The organism is Pseudoalteromonas sp. S3178, from assembly GCF_005886985.1.
GTDB classification, from domain to species: Bacteria; Pseudomonadota; Gammaproteobacteria; order Enterobacterales; family Alteromonadaceae; genus Pseudoalteromonas; species Pseudoalteromonas carrageenovora.
On sequence record NZ_PNCW01000040.1, the window covers coordinates 18,057 to 32,630 of the forward strand.

General features: G+C 41.5%; 15 protein-coding genes. 9 read left to right on the plus strand and 6 right to left on the minus strand.

Annotated features, from left to right (window positions below):
• The first annotated feature begins 29 nt into the window (after positions 1-29).
• The gene (gene leuC, locus CWC11_RS12635) at positions 30-1,430 is read left to right on the plus strand and encodes a 3-isopropylmalate dehydratase large subunit (RefSeq protein ID WP_138682966.1); all 1,401 of its coding nucleotides are present in this window, start codon (positions 30-32) and stop codon (positions 1,428-1,430) included.
• Positions 1,430-2,029, plus strand: coding sequence for a 3-isopropylmalate dehydratase small subunit (leuD, locus tag CWC11_RS12640; protein WP_138682967.1), 600 nt, complete (start codon positions 1,430-1,432; stop codon positions 2,027-2,029). The genes leuC and leuD overlap by 1 nt, the downstream gene beginning before the upstream one ends.
• An 85-nt stretch (positions 2,030-2,114) precedes the next feature.
• Here the strand turns inward: leuD and CWC11_RS12645 are convergent, their stop codons facing one another.
• A complete protein-coding gene (locus tag CWC11_RS12645) occupies positions 2,115-3,626 on the minus strand; it encodes a DUF3360 family protein (RefSeq protein WP_138682968.1) in 1,512 nt (503 codons plus the stop codon).
• A 349-nt stretch (positions 3,627-3,975) separates the two neighbouring features.
• Between CWC11_RS12645 and CWC11_RS12650 the strand changes: the two genes are divergently transcribed.
• Both CWC11_RS12650 and CWC11_RS12655 read left to right on the plus strand, forming a co-directional pair.
• The gene (locus CWC11_RS12650) at positions 3,976-4,962 is read left to right on the plus strand and encodes an SRPBCC family protein (protein ID WP_138682969.1); all 987 of its coding nucleotides are present in this window, start codon (positions 3,976-3,978) and stop codon (positions 4,960-4,962) included.
• A gap of 42 nt (positions 4,963-5,004) precedes the next feature.
• Entirely contained in the window at positions 5,005-5,598 is a 594-nt protein-coding gene (locus CWC11_RS12655) for a hypothetical protein (protein WP_138682970.1), read from the plus strand.
• Position 5,599: 1 nt separating this feature from the next.
• Here the strand turns inward: CWC11_RS12655 and CWC11_RS12660 are convergent, their stop codons facing one another.
• Positions 5,600-5,974, minus strand: coding sequence for a hypothetical protein (locus CWC11_RS12660; RefSeq protein WP_138682971.1), 375 nt, complete (start codon positions 5,972-5,974; stop codon positions 5,600-5,602).
• Positions 5,975-6,073: 99 nt separating this feature from the next.
• On the opposite strand from CWC11_RS12660, the gene CWC11_RS12665 reads away from it, so the two are divergent.
• On the plus strand, positions 6,074-6,517 hold the full coding sequence (locus CWC11_RS12665; protein ID WP_138682972.1) for a tellurite resistance TerB family protein: 444 nt from the start codon (positions 6,074-6,076) through the stop codon (positions 6,515-6,517).
• 2 nt (positions 6,518-6,519) lie between these two features.
• Here CWC11_RS12665 and CWC11_RS12670 read toward each other — a convergent pair whose 3' ends face one another.
• Complete coding sequence (locus CWC11_RS12670) at positions 6,520-7,086, minus strand: NADPH-dependent FMN reductase (RefSeq protein WP_138682973.1); 567 nt, start codon at positions 7,084-7,086, stop codon at positions 6,520-6,522.
• A 117-nt stretch (positions 7,087-7,203) separates the two neighbouring features.
• Here CWC11_RS12670 and CWC11_RS12675 point away from each other — a divergent pair, with 117 nt between their 5' ends.
• On the plus strand, positions 7,204-8,103 hold the full coding sequence (locus tag CWC11_RS12675) for a LysR family transcriptional regulator (protein WP_138682974.1): 900 nt from the start codon (positions 7,204-7,206) through the stop codon (positions 8,101-8,103).
• Here CWC11_RS12675 and norR read toward each other — a convergent pair.
• The gene (gene norR / locus CWC11_RS12680; RefSeq protein WP_138682975.1) at positions 8,096-9,652 is read right to left on the minus strand and encodes a nitric oxide reductase transcriptional regulator NorR; all 1,557 of its coding nucleotides are present in this window, start codon (positions 9,650-9,652) and stop codon (positions 8,096-8,098) included. The two genes, CWC11_RS12675 and norR, sit on opposite strands and share 8 nt — an antisense overlap.
• 160 nt (positions 9,653-9,812) lie before the next feature.
• On the opposite strand from norR, the gene CWC11_RS12685 reads away from it, so the two are divergent.
• Genes CWC11_RS12685 through hmpA form a run of 3 tightly spaced genes read left to right on the plus strand, consistent with a single transcriptional unit; the run spans position 9,813 to position 12,516 of the window.
• Positions 9,813-10,082, plus strand: a complete 270-nt coding sequence (locus CWC11_RS12685; RefSeq protein WP_138682976.1) for a hypothetical protein — start codon at positions 9,813-9,815, stop codon at positions 10,080-10,082.
• Complete coding sequence (locus CWC11_RS12690; protein WP_138682977.1) at positions 10,082-11,314, plus strand: NnrS family protein; 1,233 nt, start codon at positions 10,082-10,084, stop codon at positions 11,312-11,314. The genes CWC11_RS12685 and CWC11_RS12690 overlap by 1 nt, the downstream gene beginning before the upstream one ends.
• 20 nt (positions 11,315-11,334) lie before the next feature.
• Complete coding sequence (gene hmpA, locus CWC11_RS12695; RefSeq protein ID WP_138682978.1) at positions 11,335-12,516, plus strand: NO-inducible flavohemoprotein; 1,182 nt, start codon at positions 11,335-11,337, stop codon at positions 12,514-12,516.
• Between the two features lie 60 nt (positions 12,517-12,576).
• Here the strand turns inward: hmpA and CWC11_RS12700 are convergent, their stop codons facing one another.
• Positions 12,577-12,945, minus strand: coding sequence for a hypothetical protein (locus tag CWC11_RS12700; RefSeq protein WP_138682979.1), 369 nt, complete (start codon positions 12,943-12,945; stop codon positions 12,577-12,579).
• Positions 12,945-14,564: a S41 family peptidase gene (locus CWC11_RS12705; RefSeq protein WP_138682980.1), complete on the minus strand. Its 1,620-nt coding sequence runs from the start codon at positions 14,562-14,564 to the stop codon at positions 12,945-12,947. The genes CWC11_RS12700 and CWC11_RS12705 overlap by 1 nt, the downstream gene beginning before the upstream one ends.
• Positions 14,565-14,574 lie beyond the last annotated feature (10 nt).

Consider the following 14,574-nt stretch of genomic DNA (forward strand, 5'->3'; position numbering starts at 1 on the left):
TGCGACTTAACAGAGTAGGGAATTAGCAAGTGGCCCAAACGTTATACGACAAAATTTGGCAAGCACATACCGTTGCCAGCATAAACGAGCAAACTGATTTACTTTATATTGACCGCCATTTAGTGCATGAGGTTACATCACCGCAGGCCTTTGCAGGCCTACGTGAAAAAAACCGTAAAGTACGTTGCCCTGAAAAAACCTTTGCAACGATGGATCATAACGTATCGACTAAAAGCCGATCACTTGATGCCGCAAGCGAAGTATCTAAAAACCAGTTAATGGCACTAGATAAAAACTGTAAAGAGTTTGGCATTGTACTTTACGATTTAAACTCAATTAACCAAGGTATTGTGCATGTAATGGGCCCAGAGCAAGGTATTACCTTGCCTGGCACTACCATTGTATGTGGTGATAGCCATACCTCTACGCATGGTGCCTTTGGCGCATTAGCACACGGTATTGGTACGTCTGAGGTTGAGCACGTTTTAGCAACGCAAACGCTACAGCAAAAAAAGGCAAAGTCGTTAAAAATTCAAATTAACGGTGTGCTTCGCCCAACGGTAACCTCTAAAGATTTAATAATGGCGGTTATTGGTAAATTAGGTACTGCTGGTGGCACAGGTTATGTTGCTGAATTTTGTGGTGAAGGCATTGAAGCACTTTCAATGGAAGCCCGTATGACGCTATGTAACATGAGCATTGAAATGGGTGCTAAAGCGGGTTTAATAGCATCAGATAAAATTACATATGATTACTTAAAAGGCCGCCCATTTGCGCCTAAAGGCGCTGACTTTGACGCCGCAGTTAAGTACTGGGAAACCTTAAAGACAGATGAAGGCGCTGAGTTTGACTTAGTTGTTGAGCTTGAAGCTAACGATATTCAGCCACAAATTACCTGGGGCACAAGCCCAGAGCAAGTAATTGGCGTTGATGAATGCATACCAGATCCTGACCAAGAACCTGATTTAATTAAAGCCGATGCTATACGCAGTGCACTTAGATACATGGACTTAAAAGCGGGCGATAAATTATCAAGCGCAAAAGTAGATACGGTATTTATTGGTTCGTGTACTAATAGCCGTATTGAAGATTTACGTGCAGCGGCAAAAATTGTTGAAGGTAAGCAAGTTGTAGCTGGCATTGAAGCACTTATTGTACCGGGCTCTGGCTTAGTTAAAAAGCAAGCAGAGGACGAAGGCTTAGCCGATATTTTTAAAGCGGCAGGCTTTGAATGGCGCGAGCCGGGCTGCTCAATGTGTTTAGCAATGAACGACGACCGTTTAGAAGCGGGCAAGCGCTGTGCATCTACGTCTAACCGTAACTTTGAAGGCCGCCAAGGTCGTGGCGGGCGCACGCATTTAGTAAGCCCTGCAATGGCGGCAGCTGCTGCAATACATGGTCACTTTGTTGATATTAGAGGAGAAGCCTAATGAGCGTATTTTTTAGTGGCTTAATGGCCCCACTTGATAAAAACAATGTAGATACAGACCAAATCATTCCTAAACAGTTTTTAACATCTACTAGCCGTGATGGTTTTGATGCGGCACTGTTTTACGATTGGCGTTACCTAGAAAACGGCGAACCAAACCCTGATTTTATTTTAAACCGCCCGTGCTACCAAGGTGCGCAAATATTATTAACGCGCGACAACTTTGGTTGTGGCTCATCGCGTGAGCATGCACCTTGGGCGCTTAAGCAATATGGTTTTGAAGTGATTTTAGCAGAAAGCTTTGCTGATATTTTCTTTAATAACTGTGGTAACAACCAAATGCTAGCCATTGCGCTACCAGCCGACACGCTTGAGCAACTGTTTGTACTTAGCGAGCAGCACGACGATATAAACATTCAAATTGATCTTGAAAACCAAACACTGACAAGCGATAAATTTGCGCCAATTAGTTTTGATATTCGTAAAGACGTAAAAGAGCGTTTATTAAGTGGCTTAGACTTTATTGGTGTGACCGAAACGCTAAACCCACAAATTGATACGTTTGAAAACCAACTTGCTGCTGAGCGCCCTTGGCAGTAAGGCTAAATAATTAAATTACATATGAAAACTAAGCGCGGCTGAGTATATCAGCCGCGCTTTTTTATATCCTAAAGGCTTTTAGTTATTAATGTCTAAAATCAGCCATTAGCGCAGGTATACCTGGCAGCATGCCAACAATGGCCATTACTGTGGTTAAAACCACAAACATAATGAGCGGAATAACCCAGCGGCTCATTTTAGTTAAATTAGCACTGCGCTCTTTACAGCCAATTAAGCCTAAGTTATCAAGCAGCATAGTTAGTGACCAACCAAAAGCAGGGTTAACCAAGCTTGACGCAAATACGACAATAGCAGCCGATTGCGTTGTTTTACCTTCGCGTGTCATTTCCATACCCGCCTCAAGCAGCGGAATAAACACACCAACAATAAGCGCAACACAAAGCACTGGTTGCCAAATGGCTAAATCCATTGGGTAGCCCCATAAACCCGCAATAATACAAAATACGGCTGTTAAAATGGCGCCCGCCGGTATAGGGCGTTTAGCAATCGCTGCAGGTACAATGTAAGTCCCCCACGATGAGGTAAAGTTAGCACCACCGGCAAGTGAACCAAAGGTTTGTCTAACTGATGCGCTTAGCATGGTATCGTCTATGTTCATTTGTACTTTTTCAGTACGTTGTGGGTAACTAATTTTTTGAAAAACTTGATGCCCTAAAAAATCTGGTGACCACATAGCTACAGCCAATACCGCAAACGGCAGTACAACCACAAAGCTTTCAAGCGTCGGTAGGCCAAGCATCCAACCTGTGTTTTCGCCCCACCAATAAGCTGGGTTCATATTTGGTAAACCCGGTGCAGTATGAAATTCAAATGGGGCACCGAGCGCAAACGCAACCACACCGCCAATAAGGCAACTTAGTGGTACAGCTAGCCAGCGCTTTTTAAAATGCTCTAGTAACGCATACAATAAAATGGTGGCCAAAATAACAATAAATGCAATGTGCGCCATATCAATGGCCTCAGCCCATGCAAACAGCTTTTTAACCTGCGAAATAGTACCAATAAAGCCTAAATATATAAGTAAGCCCCCACACACACCTTTACTGGTTAAGCGTGCCAGCAAACTCCCTCCTTTGGTTATCGCTAAAATAAAGCCAAAGGCACCAATGAGTAAGCCAAATGCCATAGGGTGGCCGCCAGCGGCAACCACAATAGGAATAAGAGGAATAAGTGGGCCGTGAGTACCGGCTAAGTTAGCCGTGGGTAAAATAAAGCCCGAAAACAAAATAATAAAAATAGAAACAATGAGTAATTCATAGCGTACGTTTTCTAAAACAAACGCATCACTTAAACCTAGTGGCGCTGCAAAAGTAGCGGCAATAGCCCCCACCATAACGACTTTACCAATGGTGCCCGCCATAGCTGGAATCGTGTCTTCAAATTCAAAGCGGTAGTCTCTAAATGGTAAATTAGGCCGCCAGCGCTTTGGCTGCATAATTTGCAGCTCGTGCTCTAAATATTCGTCACGGGTATTAAACTCTGAACTTGGTTTATGCTTATTTTGATAGCTGTTGGCATCATCTAAGTGCGATGCGCTTGTTTTTTCTGGCTCGTTACCCTTTGGGGTTACTGACATAGTCCCTCCTGTTACTCGTTGCTTATTTATTAATACGGCTTTTGTTAAAGCAAATGAATAGTGAAGAAGCAGGGTAGATCAGCTTTTACTCAGGAATGTATAGGCAAAAGGTCGTGTATGGCTTTATTTAACGCTAAACCTGCGAGTTGGTAGTCTTAGTTATAAAATCAATTTAATTTAATTTTATTTTAAATCAAATGGTTAGGTGTTTTTTGCTTGTTCTGATTAGATGAGGCATTATAAAAGCAGGGCTGTTATCCTTTAGTCTAAGTAGTGGTCTGTGTATTTTAATTGAACTGAAATAGCGCATCTGCTAGGTTCAATGGTTACTGAAATAATAAGAAATATAATGCAAATTCAATCCCCTAAATCAATTGGTATTTTACTCGGTACGCTTTACGGCATATTTATGCGGCTGTTTGTAGAGCTATTAGACACTTATAATTTAAGTAGCCTTGTTTCTATTTCCTTTATGTTTTTAGTGCCTGTTGCAATTGGCTATATTCGTATTCATTTTGAATTTAAAAGCTCAAAAACATTAACTAAAAGGCAAATGGTGACAATTGCTTGGCAGCCAATTTTTGTTTTTTTACTTGTAAGTGTTATTACGTTACTTGAAGGCAGTATTTGTGTGGCCATGGCTTTGCCTGCCTTTATGTTCTTTGCAAGTATGGGTGGTTTACTGGCAGGCTTTTTTAAAAATCGTCAAACAAAAAACGCTAACCGTTCTTTACTTTCAATAGCTTTGCTTCCTGTATTGCTCTCACCTATTGAGGTTAATTATTTACACTTATCAAAAACGTACGAAGTCACCAACTCTATAATTATTGAAGCGCCTATAAACCGTGTGTGGCAGCAGCTTGCAAATGTAAGCACCATAGAGCCACAAGAATTGCCATTTTCGCTTACCCAGTTAATAGGTGTACCTAAACCCTTAGAAGCAAATATGAATGCTACGGGTGTTGGTGCAATTAGAACCAGTAAATGGCAAAAAGGGGTTATATTTAAAGAAGTTATTACTGATTGGCAGCCAAATAAACGCATGCTTTATAGATTTGAGATAGACCCTGATGCTATTCCCGATGATGCACTCGATAAACATGTAAAACTAGGCGGCGAATACTTTTCACCTCTTTACGGTGGGTATGAGTTAAGTGAAGATAAAAGCGGCAATACCATTTTAACTTTAAAAACGACCGTGCAAGATAATACAAATTTTGGTGTTTATTCGCGAATATGGGGTGAGGTAATTTTTCAAGACTTCCATCATTCACTTTTAACATTAATGAAAAATAGATCAGAAAAGCCACTTGTCGCAGCTATTTCCCATTTTTAGCTTAAACCGCTATGGTATTAAAAACTATTATAAGAGTACTTTATGAAATTATTAACGGCAGCAACGTTATTACTTGCCTCATCAGCGGCCATCGCGCGCCCAGCGCCTTTGGTATCTATACCAACACATGATACGTTTTTTAATAATATTGCCGTGCATTGTGGTAAAGCGTTTGAGGGCAAAGTAAGCGTAGATAACGCAAAAGGCCCAAGCTCATTTGATAATAAAAAACTAATCATGCATGTACGCAAATGTACTGATAGCGAGCTGCAAGTGCCATTTCATGTAGGTGATGATGCATCACGTACGTGGATCATTACTAAAACAGGTAGTGGTTTGAGCTTAAAGCACGATCATCGCCATAAAGATGGTAGCGATGATGTCTCAACTATGTATGGCGGTCATACACTTGATGCGGGTTCTGCACAAATGCAGGCGTTTCCAGCTGATCAATATTCTAAAGAATTATTTGTAGCACAAGCTATTGCACAGTCGGCAGGCAATACATGGCAAATGTATATTTATCCTGAGGTATTCACCTATAGGCTAATTCGCAAAGGGCGCGAGTTTAAGGTGGATTTTGATTTAACTAAACCAATTACTCCACCAGCAGCGCCTTGGGGCTACGAAAAATAAACTACTTTTCTTTTTTCTCGGGTGCTTCACATTGTAGTAAAACGTTTAATGGTGGTTGGTAAGCGCGTGGTTTAGTAGGAAAACGTTCGTACTCTTGCACGCCTTCAAGCACTTTTAACATGAAGGTTCTGCCACGGCATAACCTGTCTGCATGGCGCAGTAAAAACATACTTTGATTAGCAAAGTGTTTGTAATCGTCTGATTGTATTTCTATTTTATAATTGTCTTCGCCAATTTTTGTTTGGTAATAATGCACTTTATTATCAAAGTCATATGATTTTTCTTTTTCGATAGTTTCGGCAAATACAGTGCCAATGCTCGAAAGGGCTACCAGTGCGCTGCCAATTACTAAGCGCGGTGCATTTAATCCTTTCATAAAAATGTATCCTTTAATTTGCGAACTTAATACCCATTAATTACTCATACAAGTTCAATTTCTTTATATTCAGTCTAACACCCAAAAAGGGATAACGTGATGTTCAAACAAATAAAACAGCTTTTTGCAGTATTCGATGATCAAGAGCCAAGTATAGAGCCACACGATTTAAAAACAGCTGTGGCTGCATTACTTATTGAAGTAATGCGCGCCGACACTAAGCTTGACCATAATGAACAACACACCCTGACTGTAACCTTAAAAAAATACTTTAATTTAACTGACACAGAAGTAGATGAGCTAACAACAAATGCTGCGAGCAGTTTAGATGGGGCGATTGATTACTTTCAGTTTTCAAAGCAAATTAACGATCATTGCAGTGCAGCTCAGCGCATTGAAATAATTGAGCTATTATGGCAATTAGCGTATGCCGATGGAGAGTTAGACCCACAAGAAGAGTACGTTATACGTAAAGTAGCAGGGCTTTTATATGTAGCGCATACCGATTTTATCGCCGCTAAAATAGCGGCGACACCATCATAAATTTAGCTCAATTTACTAGCAACAGAAACGAGCTGCTGTGTTAGTGCAGTGACTTTTTCTGCGGTGGCTGGGTCACTGATTTGGCCGTTTTCGTCAAATACAGTAAATGCTGAAGGTACCGCTAGCTGATCGGCAAGCACTAATGAGCCAATGCCGCTTAAAATGTCGCGTACATGGTTTAAACCGCGCAGCCCACCAAGCCCACCAGGTGATGTAGCAAATAACGCCACTACTTTGTTGCGAAATGCAGGCACAGCGCCTTGCTCAGTACGTGACGCCCAATCAATTGCATTTTTAAGCGCGGCAGTAATAGAGCCATTGTACTCAGGGCTTGCTAGCAAAATACCATCAGCAGCGCGTAACTTATCTTTTAAAAGTTGGGCATCGGCTGGTGTGCCTTGCGCTTCAATATCTTCGCTAAAAATAGGTAAATCTAAATCGGCGAGTTTAATTACTTCTACTTCGGCACCTGTTTGCAGAGCAAAACGAGCTGCTTCGTTAATTAGTTTTTGATTAAAGCTATCTTTACGCAGACTACCCGCGAGCGCGATAATTTTTGGTGCTGACATAATTTAGACCTTTTATTGGTTGGGTATAACACTAATGTAGCAAATTTTTGCTTGTAGAAAACCCGAATAAACGCAACACTTATGTGCGTATATGCACATAAGTAGAAGGCGGGTAGCGTGGCAATAAAATTTGACGACTGGCAAGATGTAAAAGTAGCATTTGAAGTTGCAAGGCTTGGTACGCTAACGGCTGCCGCAGAGGTTTTAAATGTGCACCACAGTACAGTACTCAGACGTATTAATAGCCTTGAAAAAAACTTAGATACGCGTTTATTTCATCGACATGCCCGGGGTTATAAAGTAACTGAAATAGGCGCTAAATTATTTACTACAGCGCAAACTATAGATTCGTCACTTGAGCAATTACATAACGATATTGCCGCTGCCGACAGTACGTTACGCGGAAGTTTATTACTTACCACAGTAAGTGGGTTTATGGATGTACTAGGCGATGTTTGCGAAGAGTTTCAGGCTTTACACCCTCAAGTACAGCTTGAAGTTATTTTAGAACAAAAGCGGTTAAGGCTCGATCATGGGCAAGCACATATTGCAGTGCGCGCAGGGCCAAGGCCAGATGAAGGGGATTATATAGCTCAGCATTTAACTAAGCTTAAATCTGGCTTGTACGCCAACAAACGCTACATTAATAAGTATGGCCTGCCTAAAACATTGAGTGACTTACAGCATCATAACTTTGTATCGGGTGTAGCGGGTTTTAATGCACGAGTTCCTTATTTTGAGTGGGCCGATAAGCATATTCCGGCGCAGCAAATAAAGTTACGGGTTTCAGAAACCTCCGAAGCAACAAGAGCCATAATTAAAGGCTTAGGCATAGGCGGTTTACTGCATGGGGTAGCGGCCCAATATAATGATTTAGTACCTATTTTACATAGTGAGCTTAGTTGGCCCACTGATGTTTGGCTTGTAACACATCATTTAGTGCATCGCACCGCGAAAGTACAAGCTTTTGCAGGCTTATTAAAAGCGCATTTTAATAAGCCTCAAACCCTTAAATAGTTTTTTTAACCTCAATACCTAAACGCTTAGCAAGGCGTACAAGGTTTGCTCTGTCGAGTTCCAGCACTCTTGCAGTTGCTGCCCAGTTATAATTATGCTGCTTTAGTTGCTCGGTTATAACTGTAAATTGTAAAGATTCAACGGCCTGCTTTAATGGCTGATTACAGGCAGTGTGAATGGTTTTTTGCGTGTTAACTTGCACTGTATTACTTAGCTGTGGGGTTAAATCGCAGTGCTCGCTTGTAATCGAAACTATAGGGTTTTGCCATTGGCTTTGCTTAGCCTTTAATGCGCTGCGGCTAATAACATGTTCAAGCTCGCGTACATTACCAGGCCAACTGTATTGGTTAAGCAATGCTTGCGCTTCAGTGCTTAGCTTTAATTGTTTAATACCTAATTTGCGGGCTGTTTGCTCAATAAAATAACCAGCAAGTAGGGTTATGTCGTGCTCACGTTCATTAAGTGGCGGTACGGTAATAGGGTAAACACTTAGCCGGTGATATAAATCGGCTCTAAATCGACCTTGTGCTACCTCATGTTTTAAATCGCGATTAGTGGCAGCGACTACTCGAACATCTACGTATTTTGGTGTGTCTTCACCAACGGTTTGAATTTCACCACTTTGTAACACACGTAATAATTTACTTTGCATTGCCAATGGCAGCTCGCCAATTTCGTCTAAAAATAATGTGCCGCCATCAGCTAGCTGAAACTTACCTTGGCGGGCATTTAGTGCGCCAGTAAAAGCGCCTTTGGCATGGCCAAAAAACTCACTCTCAGCAAGGTTCTCGGGAAGTGATGCACAATTTAAGTGAATGAGAGGCTGATCTTTACGTGCAGAATTTAAGTGAATATTACGCGCTACTAGCTCTTTTCCTACGCCTGTCTCTCCTAAAACCAATACACTAAAGTTAGAGGCAGCAACTAGTTTTATTTCATTTTTAAGCGTTTTTATTACTGGGCTTTGGCCAATTATTTCACCGCCATCGCGAGTAAGTGCATCACGTGTTAACTCTTGCACAAGTGCACTTGAATGCTGCGCATGGTGTTTGTAGTGGGCAAGCTCTAGAGCCGTTTTAAAATGTGCACTACACAGCGTTTGTAAGGTGCTTAGCGTATCTGTGCTGATACTGCTAAAGGCATTTGCATTAAGGCTATCAAACGTGAGTACGCCAAGTAGTGCATTTTTATCGTAAAGGGGTAAGCCTAAACAGGCATGCACAGGAATATCGCCTGTTTTAGCCAGCAGTAGGCCGTCGTATGGGTCGGGCAGTGGGCAGTCGTGTGCAAATTGTAATGCGTGGCTAGCACTACAAATAGCCTTAAGGCGAGGGTGCTCTGCTATTTTAAAACGCCTGCCAAGGCTGTCGGGCATCAGGCCTTTAATGGCTAAGGGTTTAAGTTGCTCGCCCTGCACCACAAGTAATGCACTGGCATCGCTAGGTATTACACGCTCAACCGTTGCCAGTAATTGGTCAAAGCTGTGCTCGTGCAGGGTGCTTTGGGCAAGCTCTAAAGCTACTGGGGTGAGGTTGAATTGCTGATTCATGTCAAAATGACCTACACGTGTTTTTATGATTTAAAATAGAGTAGGTCATAAAGACTTACTTTGTAAAGTGATTATATTTAACCTACTGAATAGTAGTGTTTTATTTTATTGGCACAGTATGTGTAATAGCTAAGTAACGTTAATGGTTACCGAGGTAGTTATGAACACACTTATAATAAATAATGTAAGCAACAATGTTGAGTTAGGCTCATTTTTTGAATCGCTTTTATTTACTGCTAATACCGTATTAGGGCTTAGCGTTATTTGTATAGTTGTAAGCATTTTAATTAGCTACTCGTATGCAGAGTACTTTTCGATGCAGGTACAAATATCAGCGCATATTAGCACTATTGTAGTGGCAGCTATTTTAAAAGTTAGTTATGTGCTGCGCTGTGTTGCTCAACATGGTTTAGGGCAGGAAGTACGTTAATGCGCCCACTAAATTTAACAGAGCCAATGCCAGCACACATAGCTATCCATCACGTAACTAAATGGCCGTTATGGATGCTTGCATTTAGACCTTACTTTTTAGCAGGCGGTTTGCTGGCATTTTTTTCGATAGGGTATTGGTTACTTATTTTAACGGGCCATGCTAGTTGGCACTTAACCATACCAGCTACACTTTGGCATGCGCACGAAATGCTGTTTGGCTTTGCAGGAGTGGTTGCTGTAGGTTTTTTACTTACGGCGGCACAAACATGGACGGGCGTTGGAAGTATAAGTGGCAAAGCACTTATGCTACTTACTTTAATATGGGTAATTGCTCGTTTAGCTTTTTTTATTGTGCTGCCAGATTTTGCCAATATTAATTTATTGGCTGTCACTGTGCTGCAGCTTGCATGGTGGATAGGTGCAATTGCTGCGCTGGCTAATATGCTATTAAAAGCACGCAGTAAAAATAACTATCAGTTTTTAGCTATTTTAAGTGTGTTGTGCGCCCTCAATACACTTTATTTATTACTTGTTTTAAATAACAACATGCAGCTTGCTTTGGCTGTGGTTGACACCGCCGTACTCGTTATTAGCTTACTGGTAGGCATTGTTGTAGGGCGGGTGCTTCCCTTTTTTACTGCTAAAGGTTTATTGCTTAGCGAGCAAACCCGCACTCCTAAAATTGATAAAGCGCTACTGTATTTATCAATATTGGCAATTACTTTATTTTTTATCAGCAAGTTATTTTTAAGCTCAATTAGCCCTGCATTCATTGTTGCAATAGTGTCTGCGCTTCACTTAATTCGATCTGGGTTTTGGTGGGACGCAAAAGTGCTAAAAGTGCCTTTATTATGGTCTTTGCACTTTTCCTATCTTGCTTTAGGTGTTGGCTTAATGATGATTGCATTTAGCTTTTACACAAGCGGAATACCTTTCAAAGATGCGCTCCACCTTATCACTATTGGCACAATAGGGATGATGATTTTAGCCATGATGACCCGTGTATCGCTTGGTCATACAGGGCGTACGCTTAGCACCCCTAATTATATATCTGTTGCTTTTGCGCTTGTGCTGGTGGCAGCTATTACTCGCTCAATACTCCCCTTAATTATTGGGCCACACTTTGCTTGGCAGATAAGTGCTTTGCTGTGGTTAGTGGCTTTTTTGTTATTTTTAATTTACTGCACACCTATATTAACGCGGCGTCGTGTTGATGGGCGTCGTGGTTAGTTTACCTACAGGAATACATTATGTTATCTGATAAAACCATTGAAATTGTTAAAAGCACCGTTCCGTTATTAGCGCAAGCCGGCACGGTTGTTACCGATCATTTTTATAAGCGTTTGTTTAGCCATAACCCAGAGCTTAAAAATATTTTTAATATGGCGAATCAAAACACCGGCCGCCAGCAATTTGCTTTGTTTAACGCATTAGCGGCATACGCCCAAAATATTGATAACTTAGCGGTGTTAAAAGAGGCATTAGCGCGCATTAATCATAAACACACCAGTTTAAATATTTTACCAGAGCACTACCCCATTGTTGGTGCTCATTTAATTGGCACCTTAAAAGAGCTAATACCAGAGCAGTTTACGCCAGATGTAGAATACGCATGGCGTGAAGCTTACGCACTGCTTGCTGATATTTGTATTACTGAAGAAGCGGCTTTGTATGAACACAGTAAAAACACACTGGGTGGTTGGGTGGGTACTCGCCAATTTGAAATAACCAACAAGCAAGTTGAATCTGAGCTAGTAACAAGCTTTACACTTACGCCGGTTGATGGCGAAGCGGTTATTACCCATAAACCTGGCCAATATTTAGGTATTAAAGTTAAGCCAGAGGGCGCTGAATATGAAGAAATTCGCCAGTATTCTATTTCGCAAAAAAGTAACGGTAAAAACTACCGTATTAGTGTTAAAAAAGAGCTACAGCCAAAGCCTGGCATGGTGTCTAATTATTTACACTCACTAGCTCAAGGTGACATAGTTGAACTATACCCGCCTGCAGGTGATTTCTTTTTACGCAATAGCACTCAACCGACGGTACTTATTTCAGCAGGTGTTGGGCAAACGCCAATGCTTGCTATGCTCGAAACGTTATTAAGCGATAACCCTAATAACAACATTCTGTATTTACATGCGTGCGAAAATACTCAACAGCACTCGTTTGCACACTATTTAAATGAATTAAGTACGGTTTATAACTGTTTGCAAACTATGACGTGGTTTAATCAAAGCAGTGATGGGGCTGATTTTACTGGGCTAATGGATTTAACGGCCATAAAAAAACAGTTACCTCTTAAAAATGGCGATTTTTACTTATGTGGCCCCGCTGGGTTTATGGCGTTTGTGAAAAGCCAGTTACTGGCACTAGGCGTTAAAAACGAGCATATTCATTACGAAGTGTTTGGTCCGCATCAAGACTTATAAACCAAGTGAAAAATGATAAAGGCACACAGTATTAATGCTGTGTGCCTTTTTAATAGTATTTTATTGCGCTTTACAACTTACGTTTTTAAGCTCAATAGACATATCTTTTTTAGGATAATAAAGCACACACTGCTCGCCGATTATTTGTAAAACAAATTTTTCAGACTTTATATTATGCGCGCCCATTATGGGCATGCCATTTGAATCTTTACTTGTACCATGGTTTAGTAACAGCTCACTGCGTTTGGTAAAAACGGTGTCGGCTAGTGTAACTAGTTTGCCACCTTTAGCTTGTATAATCGCTTGTTGCAGCGTAGCTATAACGCCTGGGTTTACCTCTGTTAGTAGCGCAGGCTTAGCAGTGGCATTATTCATACTGTTACAGCCTCCAATAAATAATAATATTAATACTGCCACTAGCTTTGTCATTACTTATCCTTATTTAACGTAGGCCATGTTAAATCCATATTGCCACGGTTAAAGTTATCAGGTGCGTTTAAAGGTAATAGTTGCTTGCTATCGCCAGCAGCGCTTTGTACTTGCGTTTTATTACTCGCAGAGGCGGTGCTAACAGGGCACGTGCCGTTATTATCAATGTGGTAAAGCGCAGTAGAGAGTATCCCTTCGCTTGGGTCGCCTAATGGGCTGTCAAAATCGTCACTCACTACACAACCTTTAACATCAGCATCAAATTGCGGCGAAGGCGTAGGCGTAAAGCCTGCTGCATATTCACCAAATCCTTTACTGTTTACACCACTAAATTGAATCGTGTAATAGGTTGTTGCGCAGTTATGAGTTGGAGTAAAGCCGTATGGTTTGCCACAGGTGGTATCGCCAATGAGCACAACCTCTGCGTCTATACCTTTTAAGCCATTAATAAAGGCTTCTGATGCCGAACAAGTGCCCGATGTACTAAGCACATACACCTTAGATAGGTTTAAATCGGGTAGGCTTTCACCAGTGCTAAAAAAGGTTGAGTAATCAATCTCTTCATCTATAAACGGAAAAGGCGATTCAACAGGTTGTTTATCGTTTTGCTGGGTTTGGTAATAAATACGACTTTGCACATTTGCACTGCCAGCTACCATGTAAGCAAGCTGCGAAGAAAGCGCTAATAAACCGCCCCCGTTGTATCTAAAGTCTATTACTAACTCGTCTACGTTATCGGTTTTAAATTTGTTAACGGCAGCAATTAGGCCTTCTTGGGCAATACCTATATGGCTATTAAACTGCATGTAACCTACGCTTGTGCCATTCGCTGTGGTTAAGGTTTTAACGTTTTGAACAGGCGTTTGCTCTATGTTGCCAGCGGTTACGTTAAAGGTTTTTTCGGCGCCATCGATACTACGCACAACGATGGTGTGCGAGTCACCATTAGTTGGGCTAAATAAACCTTCGTTTAGGGTATCTACGCCAGCTTGTGTATTGGTATTTATACTTACGCCATCAACTTCAAGGACAGTATCACCTCGTCGAAAGCCAATTTGGCTTGCTGGTGAGTCATCTTCAAGGTAGGCAACGCGCAAAATTCTATCGGCTGAGTCGCCTATAAATGCCCAATTTATGCCATAACCTGAGGTAACACCCGATTGCGCTTCTTGAAAGTAGTCCTCAGAAGGCTCAGAAAAATGAAAGTTATCTTTTTTAGCACCTGAGTCGGTTAGCTCTTCGGTTTTTAGCTGAGCAAAGTACTCAGCTACTGTATCGAATGATTCAGGGTCGTTATCGGCAATTTCGTCATACCAAAGGTAGGTTTCGTCACTCCACGAGCGAAGCCAAAGCTTTTCGTAAAGTGCTGAGCCTGCTTGGTCTGGGTAAGGCTCATTATTATTAAACGGATCGTTACCTGTGCGCGGTGTTTCGCAAAAGTTTTTTAAATCATCCGATGGCTCAAATACTCCAGCAGTCCACGTTGGTGCTGAGCTTGCTGGAGGGGTTATTACTGGATCTGGCGTTTCATTCATGCTGCTACCGCCGCCACAACCAGCAAGCGTTAGACCTGAAAGTGCAGCAATAATAGCGAGTGATGCTTTATTATTTTTAAACATACAAAACTAC